The organism is Nitrobacter hamburgensis X14 (assembly GCF_000013885.1).
Lineage (GTDB): Bacteria > Pseudomonadota > Alphaproteobacteria > Rhizobiales > Xanthobacteraceae > Nitrobacter > Nitrobacter hamburgensis.
In genome coordinates this window covers 1,713,730-1,735,945 of record NC_007964.1, presented here as the reverse complement: position 1 = coordinate 1,735,945, position 22,216 = coordinate 1,713,730, and the positions used below count along the sequence as shown (strand labels likewise).

General features: G+C 61.6%; 23 protein-coding genes and 1 tRNA gene. 8 read left to right on the top strand and 16 right to left on the bottom strand.

From position 1 onward, the window contains the following. Positions 1 to 338: 338 nt before the first annotated feature. The 7 genes from rplL to NHAM_RS07805 form a co-directional block, all read right to left on the bottom strand. Positions 339 to 713 (bottom strand): 50S ribosomal protein L7/L12, encoded by a 375-nt coding sequence (gene rplL / locus NHAM_RS07835; protein WP_011510041.1) that lies wholly within the window; start codon positions 711 to 713, stop codon positions 339 to 341. Positions 714 to 767: 54 nt separating this feature from the next. Then, entirely contained in the window at positions 768 to 1,286 is a 519-nt protein-coding gene (gene rplJ / locus NHAM_RS07830) for a 50S ribosomal protein L10 (RefSeq protein WP_011510040.1), read from the bottom strand. A 720-nt stretch (positions 1,287 to 2,006) separates the two neighbouring features. Then, positions 2,007 to 2,699, bottom strand: a complete 693-nt coding sequence (gene rplA, locus NHAM_RS07825) for a 50S ribosomal protein L1 (RefSeq protein ID WP_011510039.1) — start codon at positions 2,697 to 2,699, stop codon at positions 2,007 to 2,009. 6 nt (positions 2,700 to 2,705) lie between these two features. After that, complete coding sequence (rplK, locus tag NHAM_RS07820) at positions 2,706 to 3,134, bottom strand: 50S ribosomal protein L11 (RefSeq protein ID WP_011510038.1); 429 nt, start codon at positions 3,132 to 3,134, stop codon at positions 2,706 to 2,708. A gap of 209 nt (positions 3,135 to 3,343) precedes the next feature. Then, positions 3,344 to 3,874: a transcription termination/antitermination protein NusG gene (nusG, locus tag NHAM_RS07815; RefSeq protein WP_011510037.1), complete on the bottom strand. Its 531-nt coding sequence runs from the start codon at positions 3,872 to 3,874 to the stop codon at positions 3,344 to 3,346. A 32-nt stretch (positions 3,875 to 3,906) separates the two neighbouring features. Beyond that, on the bottom strand, positions 3,907 to 4,098 hold the full coding sequence (gene secE / locus NHAM_RS07810) for a preprotein translocase subunit SecE (RefSeq protein WP_011510036.1): 192 nt from the start codon (positions 4,096 to 4,098) through the stop codon (positions 3,907 to 3,909). Between the two features lie 261 nt (positions 4,099 to 4,359). Continuing rightward, positions 4,360 to 4,435 (bottom strand) — tRNA-Trp (locus NHAM_RS07805). A 247-nt stretch (positions 4,436 to 4,682) separates the two neighbouring features. Between NHAM_RS07805 and NHAM_RS28845 the strand changes: the two genes are divergently transcribed. Continuing rightward, positions 4,683 to 4,808 carry a hypothetical protein gene (locus NHAM_RS28845; protein WP_283805369.1) on the top strand — a complete coding sequence of 42 codons (126 nt, stop codon included), beginning with the start codon at positions 4,683 to 4,685 and terminating at the stop codon, positions 4,806 to 4,808. A 277-nt stretch (positions 4,809 to 5,085) separates the two neighbouring features. Here the strand turns inward: NHAM_RS28845 and NHAM_RS07800 are convergent, their stop codons facing one another. After that, positions 5,086 to 5,544, bottom strand: coding sequence for a hypothetical protein (locus NHAM_RS07800; RefSeq protein ID WP_011510035.1), 459 nt, complete (start codon positions 5,542 to 5,544; stop codon positions 5,086 to 5,088). A 599-nt stretch (positions 5,545 to 6,143) separates the two neighbouring features. On the opposite strand from NHAM_RS07800, the gene NHAM_RS07795 reads away from it, so the two are divergent. Then, on the top strand, positions 6,144 to 6,383 hold the full coding sequence (locus NHAM_RS07795) for a PilZ domain-containing protein (protein ID WP_011510034.1): 240 nt from the start codon (positions 6,144 to 6,146) through the stop codon (positions 6,381 to 6,383). A gap of 198 nt (positions 6,384 to 6,581) precedes the next feature. Here the strand turns inward: NHAM_RS07795 and NHAM_RS07790 are convergent, their stop codons facing one another. Next, positions 6,582 to 6,869, bottom strand: coding sequence for a hypothetical protein (locus NHAM_RS07790; protein WP_011510033.1), 288 nt, complete (start codon positions 6,867 to 6,869; stop codon positions 6,582 to 6,584). A 671-nt stretch (positions 6,870 to 7,540) separates the two neighbouring features. Here NHAM_RS07790 and NHAM_RS07785 point away from each other — a divergent pair. The 4 genes from NHAM_RS07785 (at position 7,541) to NHAM_RS07770 (ending at position 11,005) form a co-directional block, all read left to right on the top strand. After that, on the top strand, positions 7,541 to 8,764 hold the full coding sequence (locus NHAM_RS07785) for a GNAT family N-acetyltransferase (protein WP_011510032.1): 1,224 nt from the start codon (positions 7,541 to 7,543) through the stop codon (positions 8,762 to 8,764). After that, the gene (locus NHAM_RS07780) at positions 8,761 to 9,702 is read left to right on the top strand and encodes a JmjC domain-containing protein (protein ID WP_011510031.1); all 942 of its coding nucleotides are present in this window, start codon (positions 8,761 to 8,763) and stop codon (positions 9,700 to 9,702) included. The genes NHAM_RS07785 and NHAM_RS07780 overlap by 4 nt, the downstream gene beginning before the upstream one ends. Positions 9,703 to 9,846: 144 nt before the next feature. Then, on the top strand, positions 9,847 to 10,530 hold the full coding sequence (locus tag NHAM_RS07775; protein ID WP_041357837.1) for a site-2 protease family protein: 684 nt from the start codon (positions 9,847 to 9,849) through the stop codon (positions 10,528 to 10,530). Positions 10,531 to 10,591: 61 nt separating this feature from the next. Then, positions 10,592 to 11,005 carry a hypothetical protein gene (locus tag NHAM_RS07770; protein ID WP_011510029.1) on the top strand — a complete coding sequence of 138 codons (414 nt, stop codon included), beginning with the start codon at positions 10,592 to 10,594 and terminating at the stop codon, positions 11,003 to 11,005. A gap of 57 nt (positions 11,006 to 11,062) precedes the next feature. Here NHAM_RS07770 and NHAM_RS07765 read toward each other — a convergent pair whose 3' ends face one another. The 7 genes from NHAM_RS07765 to NHAM_RS07735 all read right to left on the bottom strand — a co-directional run bounded on the left by NHAM_RS07765 (position 11,063) and on the right by NHAM_RS07735 (position 17,765). Continuing rightward, entirely contained in the window at positions 11,063 to 11,857 is a 795-nt protein-coding gene (locus tag NHAM_RS07765) for a TonB family protein (protein ID WP_011510028.1), read from the bottom strand. Positions 11,858 to 11,860: 3 nt separating this feature from the next. Next, positions 11,861 to 12,331, bottom strand: a complete 471-nt coding sequence (exbD, locus tag NHAM_RS07760) for a TonB system transport protein ExbD (RefSeq protein WP_011510027.1) — start codon at positions 12,329 to 12,331, stop codon at positions 11,861 to 11,863. Between the two features lie 3 nt (positions 12,332 to 12,334). After that, positions 12,335 to 13,348, bottom strand: a complete 1,014-nt coding sequence (gene exbB, locus NHAM_RS07755; protein ID WP_011510026.1) for a tonB-system energizer ExbB — start codon at positions 13,346 to 13,348, stop codon at positions 12,335 to 12,337. Between the two features lie 8 nt (positions 13,349 to 13,356). Beyond that, entirely contained in the window at positions 13,357 to 14,046 is a 690-nt protein-coding gene (locus NHAM_RS07750) for a Fe2+-dependent dioxygenase (protein ID WP_011510025.1), read from the bottom strand. A gap of 29 nt (positions 14,047 to 14,075) precedes the next feature. Continuing rightward, on the bottom strand, positions 14,076 to 16,655 hold the full coding sequence (locus tag NHAM_RS07745; protein ID WP_011510024.1) for a TonB-dependent receptor: 2,580 nt from the start codon (positions 16,653 to 16,655) through the stop codon (positions 14,076 to 14,078). A gap of 262 nt (positions 16,656 to 16,917) precedes the next feature. Further along, positions 16,918 to 17,157, bottom strand: a complete 240-nt coding sequence (locus NHAM_RS07740) for a hypothetical protein (protein WP_011510023.1) — start codon at positions 17,155 to 17,157, stop codon at positions 16,918 to 16,920. Positions 17,158 to 17,285: 128 nt separating this feature from the next. Beyond that, a complete protein-coding gene (locus tag NHAM_RS07735; protein WP_011510022.1) occupies positions 17,286 to 17,765 on the bottom strand; it encodes a MarR family winged helix-turn-helix transcriptional regulator in 480 nt (159 codons plus the stop codon). 127 nt (positions 17,766 to 17,892) lie between these two features. Here NHAM_RS07735 and NHAM_RS07730 point away from each other — a divergent pair, with 127 nt between their 5' ends. Both NHAM_RS07730 and NHAM_RS07725 read left to right on the top strand, forming a co-directional pair. Next, positions 17,893 to 19,065, top strand: coding sequence for an efflux RND transporter periplasmic adaptor subunit (locus NHAM_RS07730; RefSeq protein WP_041357834.1), 1,173 nt, complete (start codon positions 17,893 to 17,895; stop codon positions 19,063 to 19,065). A 1-nt stretch (position 19,066) separates the two neighbouring features. Beyond that, positions 19,067 to 22,213 carry a multidrug efflux RND transporter permease subunit gene (locus NHAM_RS07725; RefSeq protein WP_011510020.1) on the top strand — a complete coding sequence of 1,049 codons (3,147 nt, stop codon included), beginning with the start codon at positions 19,067 to 19,069 and terminating at the stop codon, positions 22,211 to 22,213. The last annotated feature ends 3 nt before the right edge of the window (positions 22,214 to 22,216 follow it).

Below are 22,216 nucleotides of genomic sequence, written 5' to 3'. Positions count from 1 at the left end.
AAGCCCGAAATCGCTGCTCTCCCAACAGCTCGTGAGGGAATGCCGCCGTTCCCGCCATCCGCTGTGCTTTCGTGCTGCCGCCCCGATATGGGATGGCATCGTGGCGATTCGAGGGGCTGTTCCCGTGAATCCCCACACTTTTCTGTGTACAACCCGACCCGACCCCAGCCCGACGGTTGTGCCCCGCGCCATCCGGGAAATCCCATTCACCCTCATCATCTCCGTCATGGCCGGGCTCGACCCGGCCATGACGTCTTCGGTGAGGTGACCTCCGGGTTTCGGCTTGCGTTCGCCAAACCTGACGAAGAAAACCCGGATTTCGCTCACGTCACCTGCGGTTACTTGAGCTCAACCTTGGCGCCAGCCTTCTCGAGCTGAGCCTTGAGCTTCTCGGCCTCGTCCTTGTTCACGCCTTCCTTGACAGGCTTGGGCGCGCCCTCGACGAGATCCTTGGCTTCCTTGAGGCCGAGGCCCGTGATCGCACGGACTTCCTTGATAACCTCGATCTTCTTGTCGCCGGCAGCAGCCAGAACGACGGTGAACTCGGTCTGCTCTTCGGCCGCCGCGGCCGCACCAGCGCCCGGCGCCGCCGCCACGGCAACCGCCGCCGCAGCCGACACGCCCCACTTCTCTTCAAGCAGCTTGGCAAGCTCGGCCGCCTCAAGCACGGTCAGGGCGGAAAGGTCGTCGACGATTTTCTGCAAGTCAGCCATTGATCTGTTTCCTTAAACGCTTTGGTTCGAACCAGGTTTGATGCGCGAAGGGCCTCACGCCGCTTCGCTCTTTGAGGCATAGGCCTGAACGACGCGTGCGAGCTTGGCCGCAGGCGCGGTCGAGAGCTGAGCGATCTTGGTCGCCGGCGCCACAAGGAGGCCGACGAGCTTGCCGCGCAGTTCATCGAGTGACGGCAACGAGGCGAGTGCCTTGACGCTGTCGACGTTCAGGACGGTTTTACCCATCGAGCCGCCGAGAATGACGAAGCTTTCGTTCGTCTTGGCGAATTCGACGGCAACCTTCGGCGCCGCCACCGGATCGTTGGAAGTCGCGATCACGGTCGGCCCCTTCAGCAGGGAGCCGATGGCAACGACGTCTGTGCCTTCAAGAGCAATTTTGGCGAGACGGTTCTTCGAGACCTTCACCGACGCGCCCGCCTGCTTCATCTGCATGCGCAGCTTCTGCATCTGGGCCACGGTGAGGCCGGAATAATGAGCAACGACCGCAACGCCCGTGGTCTTGAAGACCTCGTTCAGCGCCTCGACCGCCTCTTTTTTTGCCGCTCGTTCCACAGCAAGCTCTCTCCGGTTGGCGGTCTGTGCGCGAGGCAAGGACCGCCGGGTTACACCCATCGTCCCGCCCAAAACCTGATCCCAAGACACCTGCCTCAAGACACGCCGGGCGCGACGACAATTCAGTAGCCTGCCCTCCCGAGCCTGACGGCCTGGCGGCCGGATAGCACGGGGTGTCGAGGTTCGAACCAATTCGCCACCACCGCTCGCGGCGGCGATAAAGCAAAATCCGGTCTTCACCCGTCTATGCAGGCCATGCGATTAAGCCGTTGGACAAACTTGCGTTCGCCGCGGGCGCCTGCAGTCTCGGACAGGATCGAAATCGCCGGCAAACCTTCAATGGTCCGTCGGGATCCCTGTCCGCACCCACCCGGCAAACGTCGGCGGCCTTCCTTTCGAGCAATCCATGCGGATGACAGGAAAGGAATGGCCTCCTAGCAAAGCGGGGTTCAGGAATGCGAACACAGACGTGCCAGCAACCGCCAGCACATCTGGAGCCCGGTGTTTAGCGAGTCTTTGGTACGTTGCCAAGACCTAAATTATGCAAATTTCCGGCCAGCATTGGGCCGCGCGTCTGATCGATACCGGAGAGTGAGGGGCACGCGCCGAAAACTCCGAAGCGAAATGCACGTCTCGCGAGCCTCGCCTCCGGACAACTAAAAAAGGCGGGATCGGACATCCCGATCCCGCCATCTTCGTTTGTCGCAGTGATTTCCGGCCTCAGCCGAGCACGGTTCCCGGCTCGACCTTGACGCCCGGTCCCATGCTCGAGGACACCGCAATGCGCTGGATGTAGGTGCCCTTCGCGCCGGCGGGCTTCGCCTTCGCCACCGCGTCCGCCAACGCCTTGACGTTCTCGACGAGTTTCTCTTCCGAGAACGAGGCCTTGCCGATACCGGCCTGCACGATGCCGGCCTTCTCGACGCGGAATTCGACCGACCCGCCCTTGGCGCCCTTCACGGCACCGGCGACATCCATGGTCACCGTGCCGATTTTCGGGTTCGGCATCATACCGCGCGGACCGAGCACCTTACCCAAACGGCCGACCAGCGGCATCATGTCCGGCGTGGCGATACAGCGATCGAAAGCGATCGTGCCGCCCTGCACCGTCTCGACCAGATCTTCCGCGCCGACGACGTCGGCGCCCGCAGCCTTGGCTTCCTCGGCCTTGGCGCCGCGCGCGAACACGCCGACGCGCAGTGTGCGGCCGGTGCCGTTCGGCAGGGTGACAACGCCGCGCACCATCTGGTCGGCATGACGCGGATCGACGCCGAGATTCATCGCGATCTCGATGGTCTCGTCGAATTTCGACGTGGCGCGGTCCTTGATCAGTTTGATCGCTTCAGCGATAGGGTAAAGTTTTTCCCGATCAATGCCTTCGCGGGCTTTCTTCAAACGTTTTCCGATTGCCATTGCTCGTTACTCCGCCACCTGAAGGCCCATCGAGCGGGCAGACCCCTCGACCATGCTCATGGCCGCTTCGACGGTGTCGCAATTGAGGTCCTTCATCTTCTTCTCGGCGATCTCGCGCACCTGCGCCTTGGTCACCTGGCCAGCGGAATCACGGCCCGGCGCCTTCGATCCGGACTGGATCTTCGCCGCCTGCTTGAGGAAGTAGGCCATCGGCGGGGTCTTCATCTCGAAGGTGAAGGATCGATCGGCATAGATCGTGATCACCACCGGGATAGGGGTGTTCTTTTCTTCCTTCTGCGTCTGGGCATTGAACGCCTTGCAGAATTCCATAATGTTGAGACCGCGCTGACCGAGCGCGGGACCGATCGGTGGCGACGGGTTCGCCGCACCGGCCGGCACCTGCAATTTCAGGTATCCGGTCACTTTCTTTGCCATGCGTTACTCCTTCAATGGCCGGACCATCCGGACCTTCAGGGACCGTGGTGCGGTTCGACAGGCGGCTGGCGACCGACCGTCTCCTCCCACGGGTCTTCGGAGATTTCTCTCCACACGTCATGGCCGGGCTGGTCCCGGCCATCCACGTCTTGTCTGGTCAATAGATTAAGGAAGTCGTGGATGCCCGGGTCAAGCCGGGCATGACGAGCTTACACCTTCTCGACCTGACCGAACTCCAGTTCGACCGGCGTTGCACGGCCGAAGATCGACACCGCGACCTTCACGCGCGAGCGCGCCTCGTCGATTTCTTCCACCACGCCGGAGAACGACGCGAACGGGCCGTCGGCCACACGGACGTTCTCGCCGATCTCGAACGACACCGACGCCTTGGGCCGCTCCACACCTTCCTGCACCTGGTGCAGGATGCGCATGGCCTCGGCTTCCGAAATCGGCATCGGCTTGTTCTCGGCGCCGAGGAAGCCCGTGACTTTCGGAGTGTTCTTGATGAGATGGAACGCCTCGTCGGTGAGGTTCATCTTCACCAGAACGTAACCCGGGAAAAACTTGCGCTCGGCATCGACCTTGCGGCCGCGCCTGATTTCGGTGACTTTCTCGGTCGGCACCAGCACCTGCTCGAAGAGATCCTCGAGCCCCCGCTGCTTGGCCTGCTCGCGGATCGATTCCAGCACCTTCTTTTCGAAGTTCGAATAGGCGTGGACGATGTACCAGCGCATGCTCATTGTTCAGTTCCGTGCGCGTGTCGTTCGTGTCGTTAATGAAGGCCGAGCACGAACGTGATGAAAATGCGGATAATCTGATCCGTGAAGAAGAAGAAGAGCGACGCCAGCGCCACCATCACGAACACCATGATCGTCGTGACCGTGGTCTCGCGACGGGACGGCCAGGTGACCTTGGCGGTCTCCGTGCGCACTTCCTGCAAGAATTTGAACGGGCTGAAAGCCATCGTTGATAATCCGCGTTCGTCTTGTGCCGGTCTGATTTCGGAGATCCGGACACCCCTCTCGAGCGCCCAACCCTCTGTTCGAGGGCAGAGCCGCCAAGCGGGCTCAATTGTCCGGGAAATTCAAGGCCGCGTCGGATGTCCGTCAAAGCGGGCCGACAGCAGGTGCGGTTATCTACTGCCGGCAGCCGGAAAGGTCAAGGGTATGGCTCGCGGCGCGCTTGGGATAACGGTCGCAAAGCACGGGTATTTCAACGGATTAACTGGCAGGAGTGGCAGGGCTCGAACCTGCGACCCCCGGTTTTGGAGACCGGTGCTCTACCAATTGAGCTACACTCCTAGCGGGTGCCTCTATAGCGAACGCAAAGCGTCACGTCAGCCCTAAAATGCGTCGAAACAGCTTCTGAAAAGCGAGTAGTGAGTAGCAAATAGCGAAAGGTCCTCTATCCGCCACTGGGTATTCGCAATTCCCGGCCCTTATTCAATGATGCTGGCAACAACTCCTGCTCCGACCACAAGTGCGACGTTTCACACTTCTGATTCTTAAATGCCGCCGGGCCCTAACGGCGCTCCGCTTCGATCATTCGATGATGCTGGCAAAGCTCGGCCATGACGCGGTGCTGGATTTGATGAAGGCGGTCCTCGGCATCCGTCCGACGCAGGAGACGACGGTGACGGGCGTGCTTCGGATCCGAGTTCTCCAGCGTACGTGAAGAACATGATCACCGGCGCGGCAGGACGACGAGTCGGGTCGGTCCCAAACCAGTCAACTGCGGTGTTGCCAGAAATCATCAGCGCGGGGCGGAGTCGGACGCGCGGCCAGAATCCTTTTGACTGTGCAAGGCGATTTGCCTTTGCTGGCAGGCGCTGGGTAGCAGGAATGAGTACGATGCTGGAAACAATCACCGCCGTTTTTGGAATTATGAGCGCCGGCATTTTCCTGGCCCACGCGATTGACGGCTATTGGTCGCGGCCTTAACCGGACGGCCGTCACGTCTCCACTAGGTCGAAATCCTGACGTAACCGCGCAGCCATGTCCCGGACGCGCGAGCGCCACAAGTCTGGATCGGCGATTGGCCCGGCCTCCGGCTTGATCGTCAGCATCGCGTTCCATGGATTTCCGCCGTAGACGGTCACCACGAATCCACGGACCGGCGCGCCGTCGAGCGTTTGCAGTGCTTTCAGGATGATGCCCGCCAGTTCGTCCGCTGTTTTGCGGCGATCATAGCTCTCCGCCGGTTGATCCGGCAGCGTCGCGGCGACGGCTTCTTCAGCCACACCATCGCCCCCATCCGGCGTTGGCCTGGTTTCGGCCCCGAGCGATTCCAATGGAGCGGACGGATCGCCGCCTTGCGGCAGTTCGGGCTGAGGCGGCGCGTTATGGCGCGTCCCCAAAACGTTCTGGATCAGGGCCAACAATCCCTTATCCAAGCCGCTGCTGTTACCCACGTCGGTCGCTCCAGTCGATTGAGCTGCGGCGTCCCGGACAAATGTTTCCTGCCCTTGGCTGGCCGTGAGTATCTTGCAGGTGTTTCAGGCCAGCGCCACCCCAATCAGCACCGCGACGAGCACGCCAAAGCCAGCGAACGCAATATTGAGGAAATTCCGGGCTAAACCAGGTTCGGTGGTCAGCATGACATTTCTCCCGATACGCAAAACAACTTTGCGGAGAATGAGCGCTGAATCTTAATCAAAACTTTCGGACGGGCTTTCCCGCCCCGGCTATCGGATCAGCCGGCCGGTGGCAGGCGACATTGCGCCATGGTCCTGTGTCCCGCGATCACTCCGGGGCGGCGGGCCTGCCGGGCAATCCCCTACGCGATCTGGATCACCTGGTAGTAGGTTTCACCCGTACTCTAGTCAGAATGAAGAAGGTTTCACCTGTTTCCGTCAAAAATACAGTTTGAACCTTTCGCGCATTGCGACGACAGAGAATGAGCTGGGGGATTGCACTGCCCAGTCTATGCACAACGTCACCCGGCGATCATATTCCGCTCGGGTGACGTTGTTGTTTCGAGGGTCGTCACGGTCGAACGCGGCATACTCGGATGACTGAAAAACGGATGACGGCGCGGAGCCGTGTTCTGAAGGCCGGGACCATTGAGGTCCACGGCGGCGCGATCGACTGTACCGTCCGTAACCTGTCGCAGGACGGCGCGGCGCTGGACGTTGCCAGTCCGGTCGGCATCCCGGACGAGTTCACGCTTCTCATGCCGGCCGACCATAAACGACACCAATGTCGCGTGATCTGGCGCAAGGAAAAGCGGATCGGTGTCAGGTTTCGCTAAGCTTGCATGAGTTTTGGATCTGACATTCGCATCGCGAACTCGCGGCCGGGTTGGTCGCGGGTCAAATCCATCCCTGAGCCTTTCCGCTTCTGATGAATCAGAAGCGGGCTCCATGATTTTGATTTGACGCGTTTTCTTCACGCGAACCGGTATCCATCCCCGGGTCAAGCCCTGGGGCATGCTTCGCTCGAAAACGCTCTAATTTGCCGCGCCGCCTGCGGCCCCCACCCTGGACTTTGTTTTGTGTTTGGCGCTGGCCCTGGGCTGGTCCTCGTTTCGCACGCTGCCCCAGGGATCGTTGGCTACCGCAGCGTCGGGAATCTTCCGCAGCGTGTCCTTGTAGGCCTTTTCGATCGCCTGCTGTTTCTCGACCTCTTCCTGCGTCTTGCCAGGTCCGTCGGTAAGCAGATTGATATGCGGCGACTGAGCAAAGGCCGGCCCCGACAACAGGGCCGCTATCAGCATGGCCGGGCGTAGAACCTTCATCAAAACTCCTCCCTGCCGGCACCGGGCCGCTCGATGGTTGAGGGTCGAAACATCGTCCGGCCGGCAACCGATTTACGAAGATGATCCGGCTTGCAGGATTTTGACGATTGCATCAAGTCGTCCCGATCGCCGATGCGACCGGAGCCCTGCAAATGTTAGAATCAAAGGACCACTACCAACTATAGGTTTCTAGTGGAGTTTTGAGTTTGACATTCGCTTGACGGGTTTGCTGCGAAGTGGGTAGCGAATGTCAAATTCACTCCACCAGAACGTTTTCGAGCGAAGCATGTCCTCGGGGCTGACCCGGGGATGGATACCGGTTCGCGTGAAGAAAACGCGTCAGATCAAAATCATGGAGCGCGCTTCTGATTCCATCAGAAGCGAAAAGGCTCCAGAGTCTGATTCAACTGCGTTGAATCAGACTCTGGCCTTAACCTTTTGATCAAGCATGAAAACCGAACTGCTCGGCTACCGGCCCGGCGGCGCGGCTGAACAGTCAGTCCGGCTCGCTCGCTACGGTGAACGCGCGGTTAATGCCGATGCGTATATTTGGTGTCGGAACCAACGTTATCTTCGAATGTTGCAAATAGCGTCTGCCGCGAGCAACGTGGCGGCAGCGCGTGACTGCGCGCCTGTGACCTCGTAATCCGTCGCAAATGGGGATTGGGGACATGGTCGATATGGTCAATTGGGCTCCGGTTCGTCGTCCATCGATGAGCGAGTTCGCGGCGCGCCCGCCCCGGAGCGCAACACGCCGCGGGGCCGCGGCACTCGCCTCAATCGACATCGACCAATGGCGAACGCTTGCCGACCGCGCTGTCGAGCCGAACGCCTACCACCTCGCCGACTGGCAGCTTCCGCTCGACGCATCGGCGCGCGACCGGACCGATGCATCCGCGCTGACGGCGCATGACGGCTCATCCGCGGCGTCCGGTGCCGGCGCTCTCATCGGCCTCATCCCCGTGATCTCCGCCTGGAGAGCCTACCGACTTCCGTTGCCCGTTCTGGTCAGCGCCGATCCCTATGGAACCCTCTGCACTCCGCTGCTCGACCGCGGCCTCGCCAATGAAGCCGCGACGACGCTGCTGCGCGAGGCACGCGCCATCGGCCAACGCGCGCTGATCCTGCGCAACGTCGCGCTCGACGGCGCGGCCATGAAGGCCCTCACAGCAGCGCTTGAACATGACGGCATCAGGCCGCATACGCTGCATGGCCATGTGCGGGCCTGCCTCGACGCAACACGCGAGCCGGATGAACTGCTGCGGGATGCGCTCGGCGTCAAGAAGCTCAAGGAGTTGCGCCGCCAGCGCAATCGGCTTGCGGACCATGGCGAGGTTTCGTTTCAGGTCGCGCGTGCTCCCGGCGATGTTGCACAAGCGCTCGAAACCTTCCTTGCGCTGGAAGCCAGTGGCTGGAAGGCGCGGTGTGGGACCGCATTGCTCCAGCATGGCGGCGATGCAGCCTTCATCCGCCGCGCGGCGCCGGCGCTTGCCGAACGAGATCAGTGCGAAATCGTAACCCTGCGCGCAGGCCCGACCCCGGTGGCGGCGGCTATCGTGTTGCGTCATCAAGACCGCGCGTTCTATTTCAAGCTCGGCGTCGACGAAAATTTCGCGAAGTTTTCACCCGGTGTGCAGTTGACGCTCGATCTCACGCGGCACCTCTGCGCCGACCCGGCGATTACACTGGCGGATTCCACGGCAAACCCGGGTCATCCGATGATCGACCCGATCTGGCGCGGTCGGCTTGCGATCGGCGATGTGCTGATCCCGCTTCGACGCCGCGACCCTGCCATTCCACTTGCAAGGGCGGCGGTCGCGCTGCGCCGGCTAGCGCGCGTAGCCGTGCACCGCGCCGTTCATGTTATCCGCAAACGCCGGGAGAGAAATGCATGAACGCCTCTGAACCGGCGCCGGTCATCGCCGCGGCCAACGATGTGCTTCGGCGAGACTTCCCGCTCAAGCCGTTCGCGATCCAGCACAAGCTTGCGGGGCATCCGCTGCTGACACTGCCGCGCATCGCGCAGTTGGCTGCCGAGTTGCCGCGCGACCTGATCGAGTACAATTCCGGCAAGGTCGCAATCAGCCAGGACCCCGATGCGATCCCGACGGTCGACCTCGATCCGGTCGAGGTGGTGGAGCGGATCGAGACCGCCGGCGCCTGGATGGTACTGAAACACGTGGAGAACTCGCCGGAGTATCGCCGCCTGATGGAGGATGCGCTGCTTTCGGTCGCGCGCGCCCGCGGCTTCACTAACCTGCGCGACGCTGGCTTCGAGCAGATCGAGGGCTTTCTGTTCGTGTCCTCGCCGAATTCCACCACGCCGTTCCATCTCGACAGCGAGGACAACTTCTTCGTCCAGATCCACGGCGAAAAATTCTTCACGGTTTACGACAACAGTGATCGCAGTCTCGTATCCGATGACGCGATCGAGCGTGCAATGACAAAACATCGCAATCTGAAATTCGACGATAGTTTCGCGGGCCGCGGCACCGAATTCCACATGTTCGGCGGCGACGGCTGCTTTGTGCCTTACCAGTGGCCGCATTGGGTGCGTACCGCCGGGTCGCACTCGATCTCGTTGGCCATCACCTGGAAGACGCGGGAGGTTCGCCGCGTCAACGATCTGCACTTCTTCAATTCCATGCTGCGCCGCCTCGGCTGGCCGCAGAAGCCGCCGGGCGCGCAGCCCGCGTTCGATGCGCTCAAGCTGGCGTTCTATCGTACGGTGACGACGGCGCTCCGGCCGTTGCGCGGCTCAATGACGATGCGGCGAATCCTGCGTCGCATCGCACTCGGCAAGCGGGCGAACTATTATCTGAAAGACGCCTAGCCGGCCGGCCGGGCGGCGCTGGCGGGTCCGATTCTGACCGTCGAAATGGCCATTCCGGGCAGGCCGACCGCCCCTGCCCCTCTGTCATCGCCGCGGCGACCTGTGGTAAGGGTCTCGTATCCGTTGAAAGCACGAGGCCGCCGATTGTCGGGCATTTCACTCTACACGCTGTCGGTCTGGGTGCTGCCGCTCGTCATCGCGATCACCTTTCATGAAGCCGCGCACGGATTCGTCGCGCATCGGCTGGGCGACAACACCGCCTGGCAACTCGGCCGCGTCAGCTTCAATCCGCTCAAGCATATCGATCCCTTCGGCACGGTGATATTGCCGGGGATTCTGCTGCTGACGCACGCGCCGTTCCTGTTCGGCTACGCAAAACCTGTGCCGGTGAACTTCCGAAATTTGAGCCATCCCCGCATCGACATGGTCTGGGTGGCGCTCGCCGGACCCGTCACCAATATTTTGCTGGCACTGCTCGCGGCACTGGCATTTCACGGGCTCGGCCTGATCCCGGACAACAGCGTGCAATGGGTCGCCGACAACCTGAAGAACGCGCTGATCATCAATGTCATTCTTGCGGTGTTCAACATGCTGCCGATCCCGCCATTGGACGGCGGACGGGTCGCGGTCGGCCTGCTGCCGAATGGTCTGGCGGTCCCGCTCTCCCGTCTGGAACCCTACGGACTGCTGATCCTCGTCGGCGTCCTCCTGCTGCTACCGATGCTCGGCAGCCAGCTCGGTCTCAATCTTGACGTGATCTCCACCATCGTGAGAACAGTCACCGGTTTTGTGATACAGCTTCTGCTGCTGGTCACCGGCAATCTATGATAAAAACGTATGATAAAGACGTTGCAAGGGGCGTAGTCAGTTGATCAAAGCACAGGACAAAATGATTGCAAGGCGTGCCGACACCAAGGCACGCGCCGACTTCGCGACCTGGAAGATGATGGCGAAGCTGAATGGCGCATCGTCGCTACCCGACGAAGCCCTGACTTTCCTTTCGAGGTACAGGGGCTTTCTCGAAACGATGCCGGAGACCGAGGCGAGCGAGGCCGCGATCGGTCTGATATACAAGGATTACTATGCGGAGATGGGTGGCACCGGAACGCCGCCGGACATCAGGTCGATGCCGAAAGACCCGATCGTAGAACTCGATAATGTCACCGCCTTCAGACGCCCCGAACCGCAACCGCCGCAGGCCGTAAATTCCGGGACGACTGCGAGGCCGCGCCTGCCGGTCGCGTTGATCTTCATCTGCCTCACCATGATTTACGTCGGTATCCGCTATTTTCTTCTGCAATGACGGCGGCGGTGCATCGCCGTCCGGCCAGCCGGGACAACGGCGTGCGCGACGACGACGTCAGCCCTTGCCCTTCACCCGGAAGACTACCGGCAGGGTAAAGCTCAATCCCTCGTCCGCTACCAGCGGCGGCGGCGGCGGCACCGGATCGGACCGGTGCACCATGGCGAGTGCGGCCTTGTCGAAGATCGGATCTCCCGATCCCTTCACGACGGTGGCCGAAACGACATGGCCGAGGCGGTCGAGCACGAAATTAACGAGAATCTCCGCGCTCTTGAGCGAACGTTCGGACGGATAGCGCTTGTGCTTGTCGAGATGCGCGACCAATTCCTTCTGCCAGGTCGCGCGGATGCGGCGGGCGCTCGCGCCGGTGCCCTGCTGCGGCGCGACCGAACGCTCCGATTCCGGTGCATGTTCGACGCTCGGCATCGCGGTCGCCTCGGCAGCCACCGATTCCTGCGACGCCGATGTCTGCACGGCCGCCTTCTCGGGATCGTCATCCACCGGCTTCTTCGACTCGTTCTCGGTGACGATCCGATCCGGATCCTCGGTCTCGGTCGGCGTATCCTTGGGCAGATCGGTTTCCTTTACGACCGCCTTCTGCTCGGCAAGCGCCGGCGAGGCGACTGAGGCGTCGGTGTCCGGTCCGGGCGGCAGGTCGGTCGCCTCGCGATGCGGCGAGGACAGATCGAGTCCGACCTCGATTGCCGGTGCGCCGAGATCCTCATCCGACTCGTCGCTCTGCATGTGAGCCATCGCCAGCGCCACGCAACCGAGATGGATCGCGATCGCCGCGGCCGCCGCGAAACCCCAGAGCCGACGGGACGGCAGTGACTCGGCGATGGTCTCAGACATGGTTCAAAGCCTTGCGTTGTCTGTGGCGGGAACGGACTGGGCGTCCGGAACGCCCTCGAGCGCCACCAGCTTGATTTTCGCGTAGCCGCCTGCGTGCAGGATCTCCAGCACGTCCATCAGGTCGCCGTAAGGCACAGCGCGATCCGCGCGTAGAAAGATGAAGCTGTCCTTGGTCATGTTCGGCGTGGTGTCGAGCGTCCGGACCAGATCGACGCGCTTGACCAGGTTTTCGCCGATCGCAATCGCAAGATCGGCCTTGATGCTGACATAGGTCGGCTTGTCCGGCTTCTTTTGCGGCGTCGCACTCGACGTCGGCAGATTGACCGGCAGATCGACGGTCGACAGCGGCGCTGCCACCATGAAGATGATCAGGAGGACAAGAATAACGTCAATGAACGGCGTGACGTTGATTTCATGCGCTTCGGCGTATTCCTCGTCGTCGTCAAAACCGCCTTCTGCAATCGACGCGCCCATCGTCTACTCCGCCGCGCGCGAACGCGCTTCGCCAATGGAACTGACATGAGTGCGATCAAGATCGCGCGACAGCAGTCGGCCTGCCGCCCCGGACGCGCGGCCGACCAATTCAGTGTAGCCCTTCGTCACGCGGGCGAAGTGATTGTAGATGATGACCGCCGGGATCGCCGCGACGAGGCCAAGCGCGGTCGCGAGCAAGGCTTCGGCGATGCCGGGCGCCACCACCGCGAGATTGGTGGTCTGCGCCTTCGAAATCCCGATAAAGCTGTTCATGATGCCCCAGACCGTGCCGAACAGGCCGACGAAAGGGGACGTCGCGCCGATGGTCGCAAGCAGACCCATGCCGAGCCGAATGCGACGCGATTCCGCGCGGACGATTTCGGCAAAGTTCGACGCGGCTCGCTCCTTGATGCCGGCGTCGCTGGAGATTCCGGCCGACAACCGCGCCTCGCGCATCGCCGCCGCCAGCAACGATGCCAGCACGCCGTCCTTGGCGCCGAGCGCCATCTGCGCTTCCGCGAGCGAGCGCGACTCGCTGATTGTCGTCAGCGCCGCCCGCAGCGCGCGTTGCGCGAGCGACAGCTCGATCATTTTCGCGATACAGATGGTCCAGGTCACCAGCGAGGCAAACGCGAGACCGATCATCACAAACTTGACCAGGATATCTGCTGTCAGAAACATCGACCACGGCGACAAGTCGTGAAGCGTCGTCGGCTCCGGTTTCAGCAGATTGGTGGCGTCGGCGCTCGAAACAGGTGCGGCGGCGGCAGGCTGTTGCAATGCGCCGGGGGAAGCGGGCGCGGAATCGGCGGCAGGCTGCTGTTGCGATATCGCGGGGGGGGCTGATGTGGATGCCTGAGCCGGTGAGACGGCCGGCGCTGACGGCGACGGCAACTGCTGTGCGGCGGACGGCGGCGGTGCGGTGGTCCTGCTCTGCTGTGCAGCTACAGGCCCTGCGAGCGACGCCAGCGCCAACGCGACGGCCATCGGCATACTTATTAGAAGCGTTCTAAACATCGCCGCGCTCATACCTCGGCCCAATAACGAATGAGATTGTGATAGATGCCTGTCAATTTGACCGTTTCAGGGTCATCGCGCCCAAGACGTTCGACAAGGCTCTGAATCGCCGTATCGAGATCGAAAATCATGCTGCGCGCGTGGTCATCCCGTACCATGCTCTGGAGCCAGAAAAAAGATGCTACGCGGGTGCCGCGCGTCACCGGCGTTACCAGATGCAAACTGGACGCAGGATAAAGAACAAGGTCTCCGGCCGGCAGCTTGACCTCATGCGAGCCGTAGTTGTCTTCAACTACCAGATCGCCGCCGTCATAATCGTCCGGCTCCGATAAAAACAACGTTACCGACAGATCGGTGCGGATTCGCAGTCCGGTCATGCGATCGCCGCGCACGGCATTATCGACGTGAACGCCGAAATGATGCCCGTCGGACGCGACGTAACGATTGAACAGCGGCGGAAAAATCTGCAGCGGGATCGCAGCCGAGATGAACCGCGGATTCGCCGTCAGCGCCGAAATGATCCGGTTGCCGAGCGTTCGCGCCAGGTCGCCGTCCGGCGGCAGCTGCTCATTCCTCTTGACCAGCGCCGACTGGGCGCCGGCCGTGGAGCGGCCATCCTCCCATTCGGCCGCGTCCATGATGCGGCGGAAATCCGCCACGTCATCCTTTTCCAATACGCCGGGGACGCAAGTCAGCATGTATCCGCATCCCCGAACATGGATCGCGATCAGTAACGAGCGGACAGCGTCAAGTAAGCGACGCGGCCCGGCGCGACGAACACGAACGGCGTCGCACTCTGATACAAGGCGTCGTAGTAGAGCTTATTGGTGATGTTGTTCACCGCGAGCTTCACCTGCCAGTTCTTGTTGACCTTGGCTTCGACGAACGCATCGAAACGCCAGTAGTCAGGCAGCGAAGTGCCCTGGTTGGCGGCAAGGAAGGTGCCGCCGTAGATCTGCGAGCGGTAGGTCGCCTGCCCGCCGATTTCCCAGACATCGGTAAGCTGGTACTTGGTGAGTACGTTGAAGGACTGATGCGCGATATTGGCAAGCGGCAGGCCGACATTGCTCGCATAAAGCAGCGGCTGCGCCGACGGGACCAGCGACTTCGTTACTTCCGACTGCATCAGGACGATGCCGCCAAACACGCTCCACTTGTCGGTGATCTTGCCGGCAGCCTCAATGTCGATACCGCGAATCCAATAGGCTGCGCCCGCGGTGATGCAGGACACCGTACCGCTGGATCCGGCGGGATAGGGACAGGTTGGCGTCGCCGCCCCCCCATTTGCGATGTTCTGCGATTCGCGCGCGTTGTCCTTCCAGGTCTGGAACAGCGACGCCTGGAGCAGAAGATGACGATCGAACAGTTCCCACTTGGTGCCGACTTCGGCAGCGCGGTTCTTTTCCGGCCCGAATATCTGACTGGAGTTGCCGTTGAGGATCGGCGCGAGCCCGCCGTATTGAGCGCTGGTGCCGTCGAATTCGGCGCCGACCGGATTGGACGACGTCGCATAGGCAGCATAGAGGCTGACATTAGGCAGCGGTTTTACCACCGCACCGAGATTGTAGTTGGTCAGACCTGAATCCAGCGACTGGGTGCCGAACACGTTCGACACACCATTCACCGTGCCGTAGCCGCTGGTGTTGACGTGGTAGTCGTCGTAGCGGATGCCACCGTTGAGGATGATGAAGTCGTTGTAGTTGGCGGTATCGAGCAGGTAGACGCTCTTGGTGTCGATATTGATTTTGGTCGGCAGCCCAGCGAGCGACGGCTCCGGGAACGACGCGTTGGTGAATTGCGGGTTGAAAATGTTGACGCCTGGAACCGAGCCGGTACCGCTCAAGCCGCCGGGCAATTGTTCGGAACTCAACCCCGAATACTTGTCGATACTGGATCTCTCGGCCGAGATTTCCACGCCCGCGAGTGCGGTGTGGCGCCACGGGCCGGTGCCGAATTTGTAGGTCGCCTCGGTCTGGTTGGCGAAGACGTTGGTCGGCTGAAAGCGGCTCTGCGGATTGGCGCTGAGCGTCCAGTTAGCAGGGTTCGGATCGGTCACGACCGGGCGTTCCGGCAGCGTTCCGATATAACTTAGAATGGAATGCTGCACGCGGGTCTTGTTGGTGACCATGAGGTCGGGCGTGATGTGCGCTTCCAGGTTCAGCGTGCCGATGTCCTGTCTGTAGGACTGGAAGTCGCGATTGAGGAAGCCATACCAGGTGTTGCGATTGAGGCCGAATTGCGGGAACGGACCGCCGGCGGTTGAATTGTAGAACCCTCCCACAAGTGCACTATTCGGCCGGAAATACGGCACGCCAAAGTCGGGAAGGCCATGCAGGTCGGTGTGGATATAGTTGGCCTGCACCTTGATGGCATCGACCGGCTTCCAGGTCACGGCCAGGAAACCGCCGCCGCGGTCGTCGGTGATGTAGTTCCGGCCTGCGACGTTGGCGTCCTGAAACAGGCCGCCGGCGCGAACGGCCAATGTCGGACTGATGACCTGATTGACGTCGAGCACCACCCGCTTGGTCTGGTCGGTGCCGAACATCGTATCCATGTTGTAAAAATTGCCTTCGGTGGTGGCCTGCTTGGTCACGATATTGATCGCGCCACCGGTGGTACCGCGGCCAGCGAACGACGAGCCCGGCCCACGCAGGATTTCCACCTGCTCGGTAAAGAAGTTCTCGCGGACACTGACGCCGGGGTCGCGAACACCGTCGATGAAAACGTCGTTGCGCGCATCGAAGCCGCGAATGAAGAAGCGATCGCCGAAGGCGTTGCCCCCCTCGCCGGTGCCGAGGGTGACGCCAGCCGTGGTGCGCGCCACATCCTTGAGCAAGGTGGCGCCCTTGTCCGCGAGCACGTCCTTGCTGAGCACCGTGACCGTCTTCGGCGTGTTCAGCAGCGGCTCCGGAAACTTGCCGGACGCCTGCAAGTGATCGACCTTGTAGGGCGCGGCGGCGTCCGCGTATGGGTTGCGATCCGCCGCGAGGTTGCCGGCATTGGGAAACGGCACCGGCGCGACCTGCGCCGGCTGAGCGCGGCGCGCGGCGCGGCGCAATGCCGTGCGCGCCCGGACATGATCCGCCGTGGGCTTCGACCTGGCATGATGCGGGCGAACGACCGGGGCATCGATCGTTACCGGCGGGAGGTTGGATTGCTGCGCTTCGGCGGCGGAGAAAGAGGCAACCGCGATGAGCCCTGCAACGGTGGAGACTTTGCCGACGGAGCTGATTTCCAACGACGGCTTGCCGATCGAATCGGCCACCGCGATCGTCCGCAACGACCGCGGCATCCTTGCATTGCTCATGAAGCGTCCCCAATCCCCAATCAAGAAATAGATCAATATGCGCAATTGACGCTGCGCCTATTTGCCACGTGGGGAGCAGTACCGATCAAGATTTTGAGGGTCAATGTGTTTAGGCGAAACTGTGATGTCACCTTTTTTGAATCTATCTAAATCATGAGCATTCTTAAAATCACCTGGACCGGATCAGGTTTTGAAGAGCTTGCGGTCAATCCGTTCGCGGCCCTGTTTTTAAAACGATTCTAAATTACTGCGCGGCAAAGCATCAATCGGCGCTCGGTGGTTTCATCAGCGAAAGCATTTCGTCGACCGTCTTTTGTGCGACGCTTCGTATGCGATCCGTGTCGTCCGTCCCGGCGATATTCACCTGCCGCACCACGGCTTTGATCTCGTCACGGAAATCGGTGAGAAACCGAAGCGGGTCCGGAGAGCTGTTGGCCACGCGTGCGATCAAACCCGTAATCATGATCTGACAGGCCATCATCCGGCCGTTCAGCTCGTCCATCGTTGGCTCCCTTTTGCGCGCACTGCACGCAACATTTTGCGCTGAAGGTGATATGGAAGAAGCAATCTCCGGTGACAATCTGATTTTTGGGAGCGACGCGTGAGCGCGCGACGTATCGCGAGCAACCGCTATTTGATCGCAACATCGTCCGGATTGTCGGAGGCGCTCCTGTTTTCGGAGGCGCTCTTGATATGACGCTTGATGTCGTGGAGAGCCTCAAGACTCGTTTCGACCGTGCTCGCCGGCATTCCCTGCAAGACATCCGCGGCAATGGAGTCGCGCAGGCTGTCCAGATCGTCGACGAACCGACGACCCGCCTCGGTCAGAAACAAACGATTGGCCCGGCGGTCCCGCGGATCGGGGTGCCGTTCCAGAAGGCCCTGGTCGACGAGCCGGTCGAGCAGCCGCACCAGCGAAATCGGCTGCAACTCCAGGACTTCAGCCAGATCGACCTGCGATAAACCTTCCTGCTGACGGAGCCGGAACAGGACAATCCACTGGGCCCGCGTGGTCCCGCGTCCCTTGGCGCGCTGGTCGATATAGTTGCGGAGCAGACGCGAGCTTTCGACCAATTGCGCGACGAACTGGCGTTTGAGATCGAGAGACATCGGTCCCAAAACTTTCCGATTGTTTAGGATTCTCAAAAGATAGTGTGTTTACACATAATATGCACGCATATATCTACGGCTACCCGGACAATTTTGAAGTCCCGATTTTTCAATGCTTCGAGCCACCATGTCCCGGTTGCGAACTCTCGGTTGGGCATCCCTCGTCGCGGTGATCGCCCTTGCGGGCGGTTACGCGCTTTGGCAGCACAGCGCGAAAGAGCATAACGGCGCGGATCGAGCCGACGCCGCAACGGACAGCCCGGTCCCGGTCCAGATCGCAACCGTGAAGAAGAGCAATTTCCCGATCTATCTGACCGGACTCGGGACAGTTCAGGGTTTCAACACCGTCGTGGTGCGGACCCGTGTCGATGGCCAGATCGACCGGATCGTCTTCAAGGAGGGCCAACTGGTCCAGAGCGGCGACCTGCTCGCCCATATCGATCCGCGGCCATTCCAGGCGGCGCTCGATCAGGCCAAGGCCAAAAAGGCGCAGGATGAAGCCAATCTGGCCAATGCCAACCTCGACTTGCGGCGCTATACCCAGCTCGGCGAATTCGCGACGCGGCAGCAGACCGACACCCAGCGATCCACGGTGCAGCAACTCACCGCGCAGATCGCGGCGGACGAAGCCACGATTTCCAACGCGCAAACCCAGCTCGACTACACCAACATCCGCGCGCCTATCGCGGGCGTCACCGGCTTCCGTCAGGTCGATCAGGGCAACATCGTCAACGCCTCGACGCAGACCGGCATCGTCACCATCGCGCAGATCGAACCGATCGCGGTGATTTTCACCGCGCCGGAAGAGCAACTGCCGCAGATCAAGGACGCCCTCGCCGCCGGGCCGCCAAAGACGATCGCGTACTCCACCGACGGCAAGCGGATCCTGTCCGAGGGAACGCTGGCGCTGATCAACAATCAGGTCGACACCACGAGCGGCACCATCCGCCTCAAGGCGATCTTCGAGAACAAGGATCACGTCCTGTGGCCCGGGCAGTCGGTCGCGACGCGGTTGCTGGTGTCCACCCGGAGGAATGCCGTCGTGGCCCCCGACGACGCCGTCAAGCACGGAACCGACGGACTCTATGCCTACGCCGTCAATCAGGACAACAAGGCCGAGCTTCGCAACATCAGGGTCGGGCCGTCGATCGATGGCCAAACCGTCATCGAGGACGGGCTGACCCCCGGAGACCATGTTATAGTCGCTGGACAATACCGGGTTCAGCCGGGGTCGGTCGTGACCACCACAGTCGCGGACTCCGAGCCCTCTGAGGGCAAGGCTGCTGGCAAGGCCCACTAGGATGAACGAGAGCATTTCTGCGCCGTTTATTCGCTATCCCATCGCAACCTCGTTGCTGATGGCGGGCATTCTGTTTGTCGGCCTGGTGGCATTTCCGCTGCTCCCGGTCGCGCCGCTGCCGCAGGTCGATTTTCCGACCATTCAGGTCTCCGCTACCCTGCCCGGCGCAAGCCCCGAAACCATGGCGTCGTCGGTAGCGCAGCCGCTTGAGCGGCAAATGGCGCAGATCCCCGGCATCGCGCAGATGACGTCGACCAGTTCGATCGGATCGACCGCGATCACGATCCAGTTCGACCTCAACCGCAACATCGACGGCGCGGCCAACGACATTCAGGGCGCGATCAACGCCGCGGGCGGCCAGTTGCCGAAGAACCTTCCGAGTCCGCCGACCTATCGTAAGGTCAATCCGGCCGACTCGCCGATCATGCTGCTGTCCGCAACGTCCGATACCCTGCCCTTGACGACGGTGAGCGACGATACCGACGCCCAGATGGCGCAGCAGATCAGCCAGATTGCCGGCGTCGCCCAGGTCTTCGTCGGCGGCCAGCAGAAGCCCGCTATCCGCATCCAGATCGATCCGGCCAAGCTCGTGGCCAAGAGATTGTCGCTGGAGGACATCCGCAGCCAGATCACCCTGACGACGGTCAATAACCCGAAAGGCAGCATCGACGGGGGAACGCGCAGCTACACCATCTATGCCAACGACCAGTTGACCGCGTCGAAAGACTGGAACGACGTCGTCATCGCCTATCGCAACGGCGGGCCGTTGCGCATCCGCGACATCGGCCGGGCCGTATCAGGCCCCGAGGACAACAAGCGGGCGGCCTGGGCGAACGGCGAGCGCGGCGTGTTCCTCGTCATTTTCAAGCAACCCGGCGCCAACGTCATCGACACGGTCGATCGGATCAAGGCAGAGCTGCCAAAATTGATCGCGGCGATCCCGCCCGCGATCAAGATCAAGATCATCAGCGACCGCACCACCACCATTCGCGCCGCGGTCGATGACGTTCAGTTCACCCTGCTCATCACCATTGTCCTCGTCGTGATGGTGATCTTTCTGTTCTTGCGCAGCTTCTGGGCGACCATCATCCCGAGCGTCACCGTTCCGCTGGCGCTGCTCGGCGCCTGCGCCCTGATGTGGCCGTTCGGCTATTCGCTCGACAATCTCTCGCTGATGGCGCTGACGATTTCGGTCGGCTTTGTCGTCGACGACGCCATCGTCATGCTGGAAAACATCAGCCGCTACATCGAACAGGGGGAAACGCCGATGGCGGCGGCGCTGAAAGGCGCGAGCGAGATCGGCTTCACCATCATGTCGATCAGCATTTCGCTGGTCGCGGTGCTGATCCCGCTGCTGCTGATGGGCGGCATCATCGGACGCCTGTTCCGCGAATTCGCGGTCACGCTGGCGATGGCGATCTTCGTGTCGCTCGTCGTGTCCCTGACACTGACTCCGATGATGGCGTCGCGTTTCCTGCGAAATCAACACAACGTCCGGCATGGTAAGCTCTATCAGGTCAGCGAACGCGGCTTCAATGCCATGCTCGACGCCTATCGCCGCGGACTCGATCTGGTCCTGCGCTGGCGGCGGACCACGCTTCTGGTGTTTTTCCTGACCCTCGGCCTGTCGGTCTATCTGTTCGTCATCATCCCGAAGGGATTCTTCCCGCAGCAGGACAACGGCATGATCCTCGGCACCTCCGAGGCGGCGCAGGACATCTCCTTCGACGAGATGAAGAAGAAGCAGGAGGAGCTGGGGCAAATCGTGATGGCCGATCCCGGCGTCGCCAGCATCGCCATGTTCATCGGCGGCGGCGGCAGCGCTCTCAACAACGGCCGCATGTATGTCACGCTGAAACCACGCGAGGAGCGCGACGCATCGGCGCAGCAGATCATCGCGCGGCTGCGACCCAGGCTCGACAAGGTCGAAGGCGCGCGGCAGTTTCTTCAGGCGTCGCAGGACGTCCGACTCGGCGGCCGCGCCACCCGCACGCAGTTCGAATATACGCTTCAGGATGCCAATCTCGACGAATTGAATAGCTGGGCACCGAAAGTCCTGGAAAAGCTGACCACGCTGCCCCAGTTGCGCGACGTCGCCACCGACCAGCAGACCCGCGGCACCACGCTGACGCTGACGATCGACCGCGACGCCGCATCCCGTTACGGCATCGCGCCGCAGCTCATCGACGACACGCTTTACGACGCCTTCGGCCAACGCCAGGTCGCGCAGTACTTCACGCAGCTCAACAGCTATCACGTGATCCTGGAAATTCTTCCCGAGTTGCAGGGCAAGGTCGACACGCTGGACAATATCTACGTCAAGTCGCCGCTTACCGGCGAACAGGTCCCGCTTTCAGTCTTCGCCAAGTGGACGACGGTGCCGGTGAGGCCGCTGTCGATCAGCCATCAGGGCCAGTTTCCCGCCATCACCATCAGTTTCAACCTCGCGCAAAACGTGGCGCTGGGACAAGCCACCGACGCCATACAGAGCGCCATGCGAGAGCTCGGCACGCCGGCCACGCTCAATGGCAGCTTCCAGGGCACCGCGCAGGCGTTCCAGCAGTCGCTCGGCACCGTGCCGCTGTTGATCCTGGCCGCGCTGGTCGTGGTGTACCTGATCCTCGGCATCCTCTACGAGAGCTACATCCACCCGATCACGATCCTGTCGACGCTGCCGTCGGCCGGTGTCGGCGCTCTCGCGACACTGATGCTGTTCGGCTACGACTTCAGCCTGATCGCGCTGATCGGCATCATCCTGCTGATCGGTATCGTCAAGAAGAACGGCATCATGATGGTCGACTTCGCGATCGCGGCCGAGCGCGAGGAGCATCTGTCGCCGGAGGAATCCATCCGCAAGGCCGCCCTGCTCCGCTTCCGGCCGATCATGATGACGACCATGGCCGCGATGCTCGGCGGGGTGCCGCTGATGCTGGGCACCGGCACCGGCGCGGAAATCCGCCAGCCGCTCGGCTACGCCATGGTCGGCGGACTGCTGGTCAGTCAGGCGCTGACGCTGTTCACCACGCCGGTGGTCTATCTCTACCTCGACCAGTTCTCCAACTGGCTGTCCGGCTTGGGGCGCGCGGGCAACGCCGGCGGCGATCGCGACCTGTCAGGCAACGCCTCGGTCAAGGAAGCGGCCGAATAGCGC

Coding starts and splice junctions, on each gene's coding strand:
- nusG (WP_011510037.1), bottom strand. CDS start 3,874: ATGAGCATGCGCTGGTACATCGTCCACGCCTATTCGAACTTCGAAAAG.
- rplA (WP_011510039.1), bottom strand. CDS start 2,699: ATGGCAATCGGAAAACGTTTGAAGAAAGCCCGCGAAGGCATTGATCGG.
- NHAM_RS07750 (WP_011510025.1), bottom strand. CDS start 14,046: ATGCTGACTTGCGTCCCCGGCGTATTGGAAAAGGATGACGTGGCGGAT.
- NHAM_RS07770 (WP_011510029.1), top strand. CDS start 10,592: ATGATTGCAAGGCGTGCCGACACCAAGGCACGCGCCGACTTCGCGACC.
- NHAM_RS07745 (WP_011510024.1), bottom strand. CDS start 16,655: ATGAGCAATGCAAGGATGCCGCGGTCGTTGCGGACGATCGCGGTGGCC.
- NHAM_RS07730 (WP_041357834.1), top strand. CDS start 17,893: ATGTCCCGGTTGCGAACTCTCGGTTGGGCATCCCTCGTCGCGGTGATC.
- NHAM_RS07725 (WP_011510020.1), top strand. CDS start 19,067: ATGAACGAGAGCATTTCTGCGCCGTTTATTCGCTATCCCATCGCAACC.
- NHAM_RS07780 (WP_011510031.1), top strand. CDS start 8,761: ATGAACGCCTCTGAACCGGCGCCGGTCATCGCCGCGGCCAACGATGTG.
- NHAM_RS07790 (WP_011510033.1), bottom strand. CDS start 6,869: ATGAAGGTTCTACGCCCGGCCATGCTGATAGCGGCCCTGTTGTCGGGG.
- exbD (WP_011510027.1), bottom strand. CDS start 12,331: ATGGGCGCGTCGATTGCAGAAGGCGGTTTTGACGACGACGAGGAATAC.
- NHAM_RS07735 (WP_011510022.1), bottom strand. CDS start 17,765: ATGTCTCTCGATCTCAAACGCCAGTTCGTCGCGCAATTGGTCGAAAGC.
- NHAM_RS07765 (WP_011510028.1), bottom strand. CDS start 11,857: ATGTCTGAGACCATCGCCGAGTCACTGCCGTCCCGTCGGCTCTGGGGT.
- rplK (WP_011510038.1), bottom strand. CDS start 3,134: ATGGCAAAGAAAGTGACCGGATACCTGAAATTGCAGGTGCCGGCCGGT.
- rplL (WP_011510041.1), bottom strand. CDS start 713: ATGGCTGACTTGCAGAAAATCGTCGACGACCTTTCCGCCCTGACCGTG.
- exbB (WP_011510026.1), bottom strand. CDS start 13,348: ATGTTTAGAACGCTTCTAATAAGTATGCCGATGGCCGTCGCGTTGGCG.
- NHAM_RS07740 (WP_011510023.1), bottom strand. CDS start 17,157: ATGGACGAGCTGAACGGCCGGATGATGGCCTGTCAGATCATGATTACG.
- secE (WP_011510036.1), bottom strand. CDS start 4,098: ATGGCTTTCAGCCCGTTCAAATTCTTGCAGGAAGTGCGCACGGAGACC.
- NHAM_RS28845 (WP_283805369.1), top strand. CDS start 4,683: ATGATGCTGGCAAAGCTCGGCCATGACGCGGTGCTGGATTTGATGAAG.
- NHAM_RS07795 (WP_011510034.1), top strand. CDS start 6,144: ATGACTGAAAAACGGATGACGGCGCGGAGCCGTGTTCTGAAGGCCGGG.
- NHAM_RS07785 (WP_011510032.1), top strand. CDS start 7,541: ATGGTCGATATGGTCAATTGGGCTCCGGTTCGTCGTCCATCGATGAGC.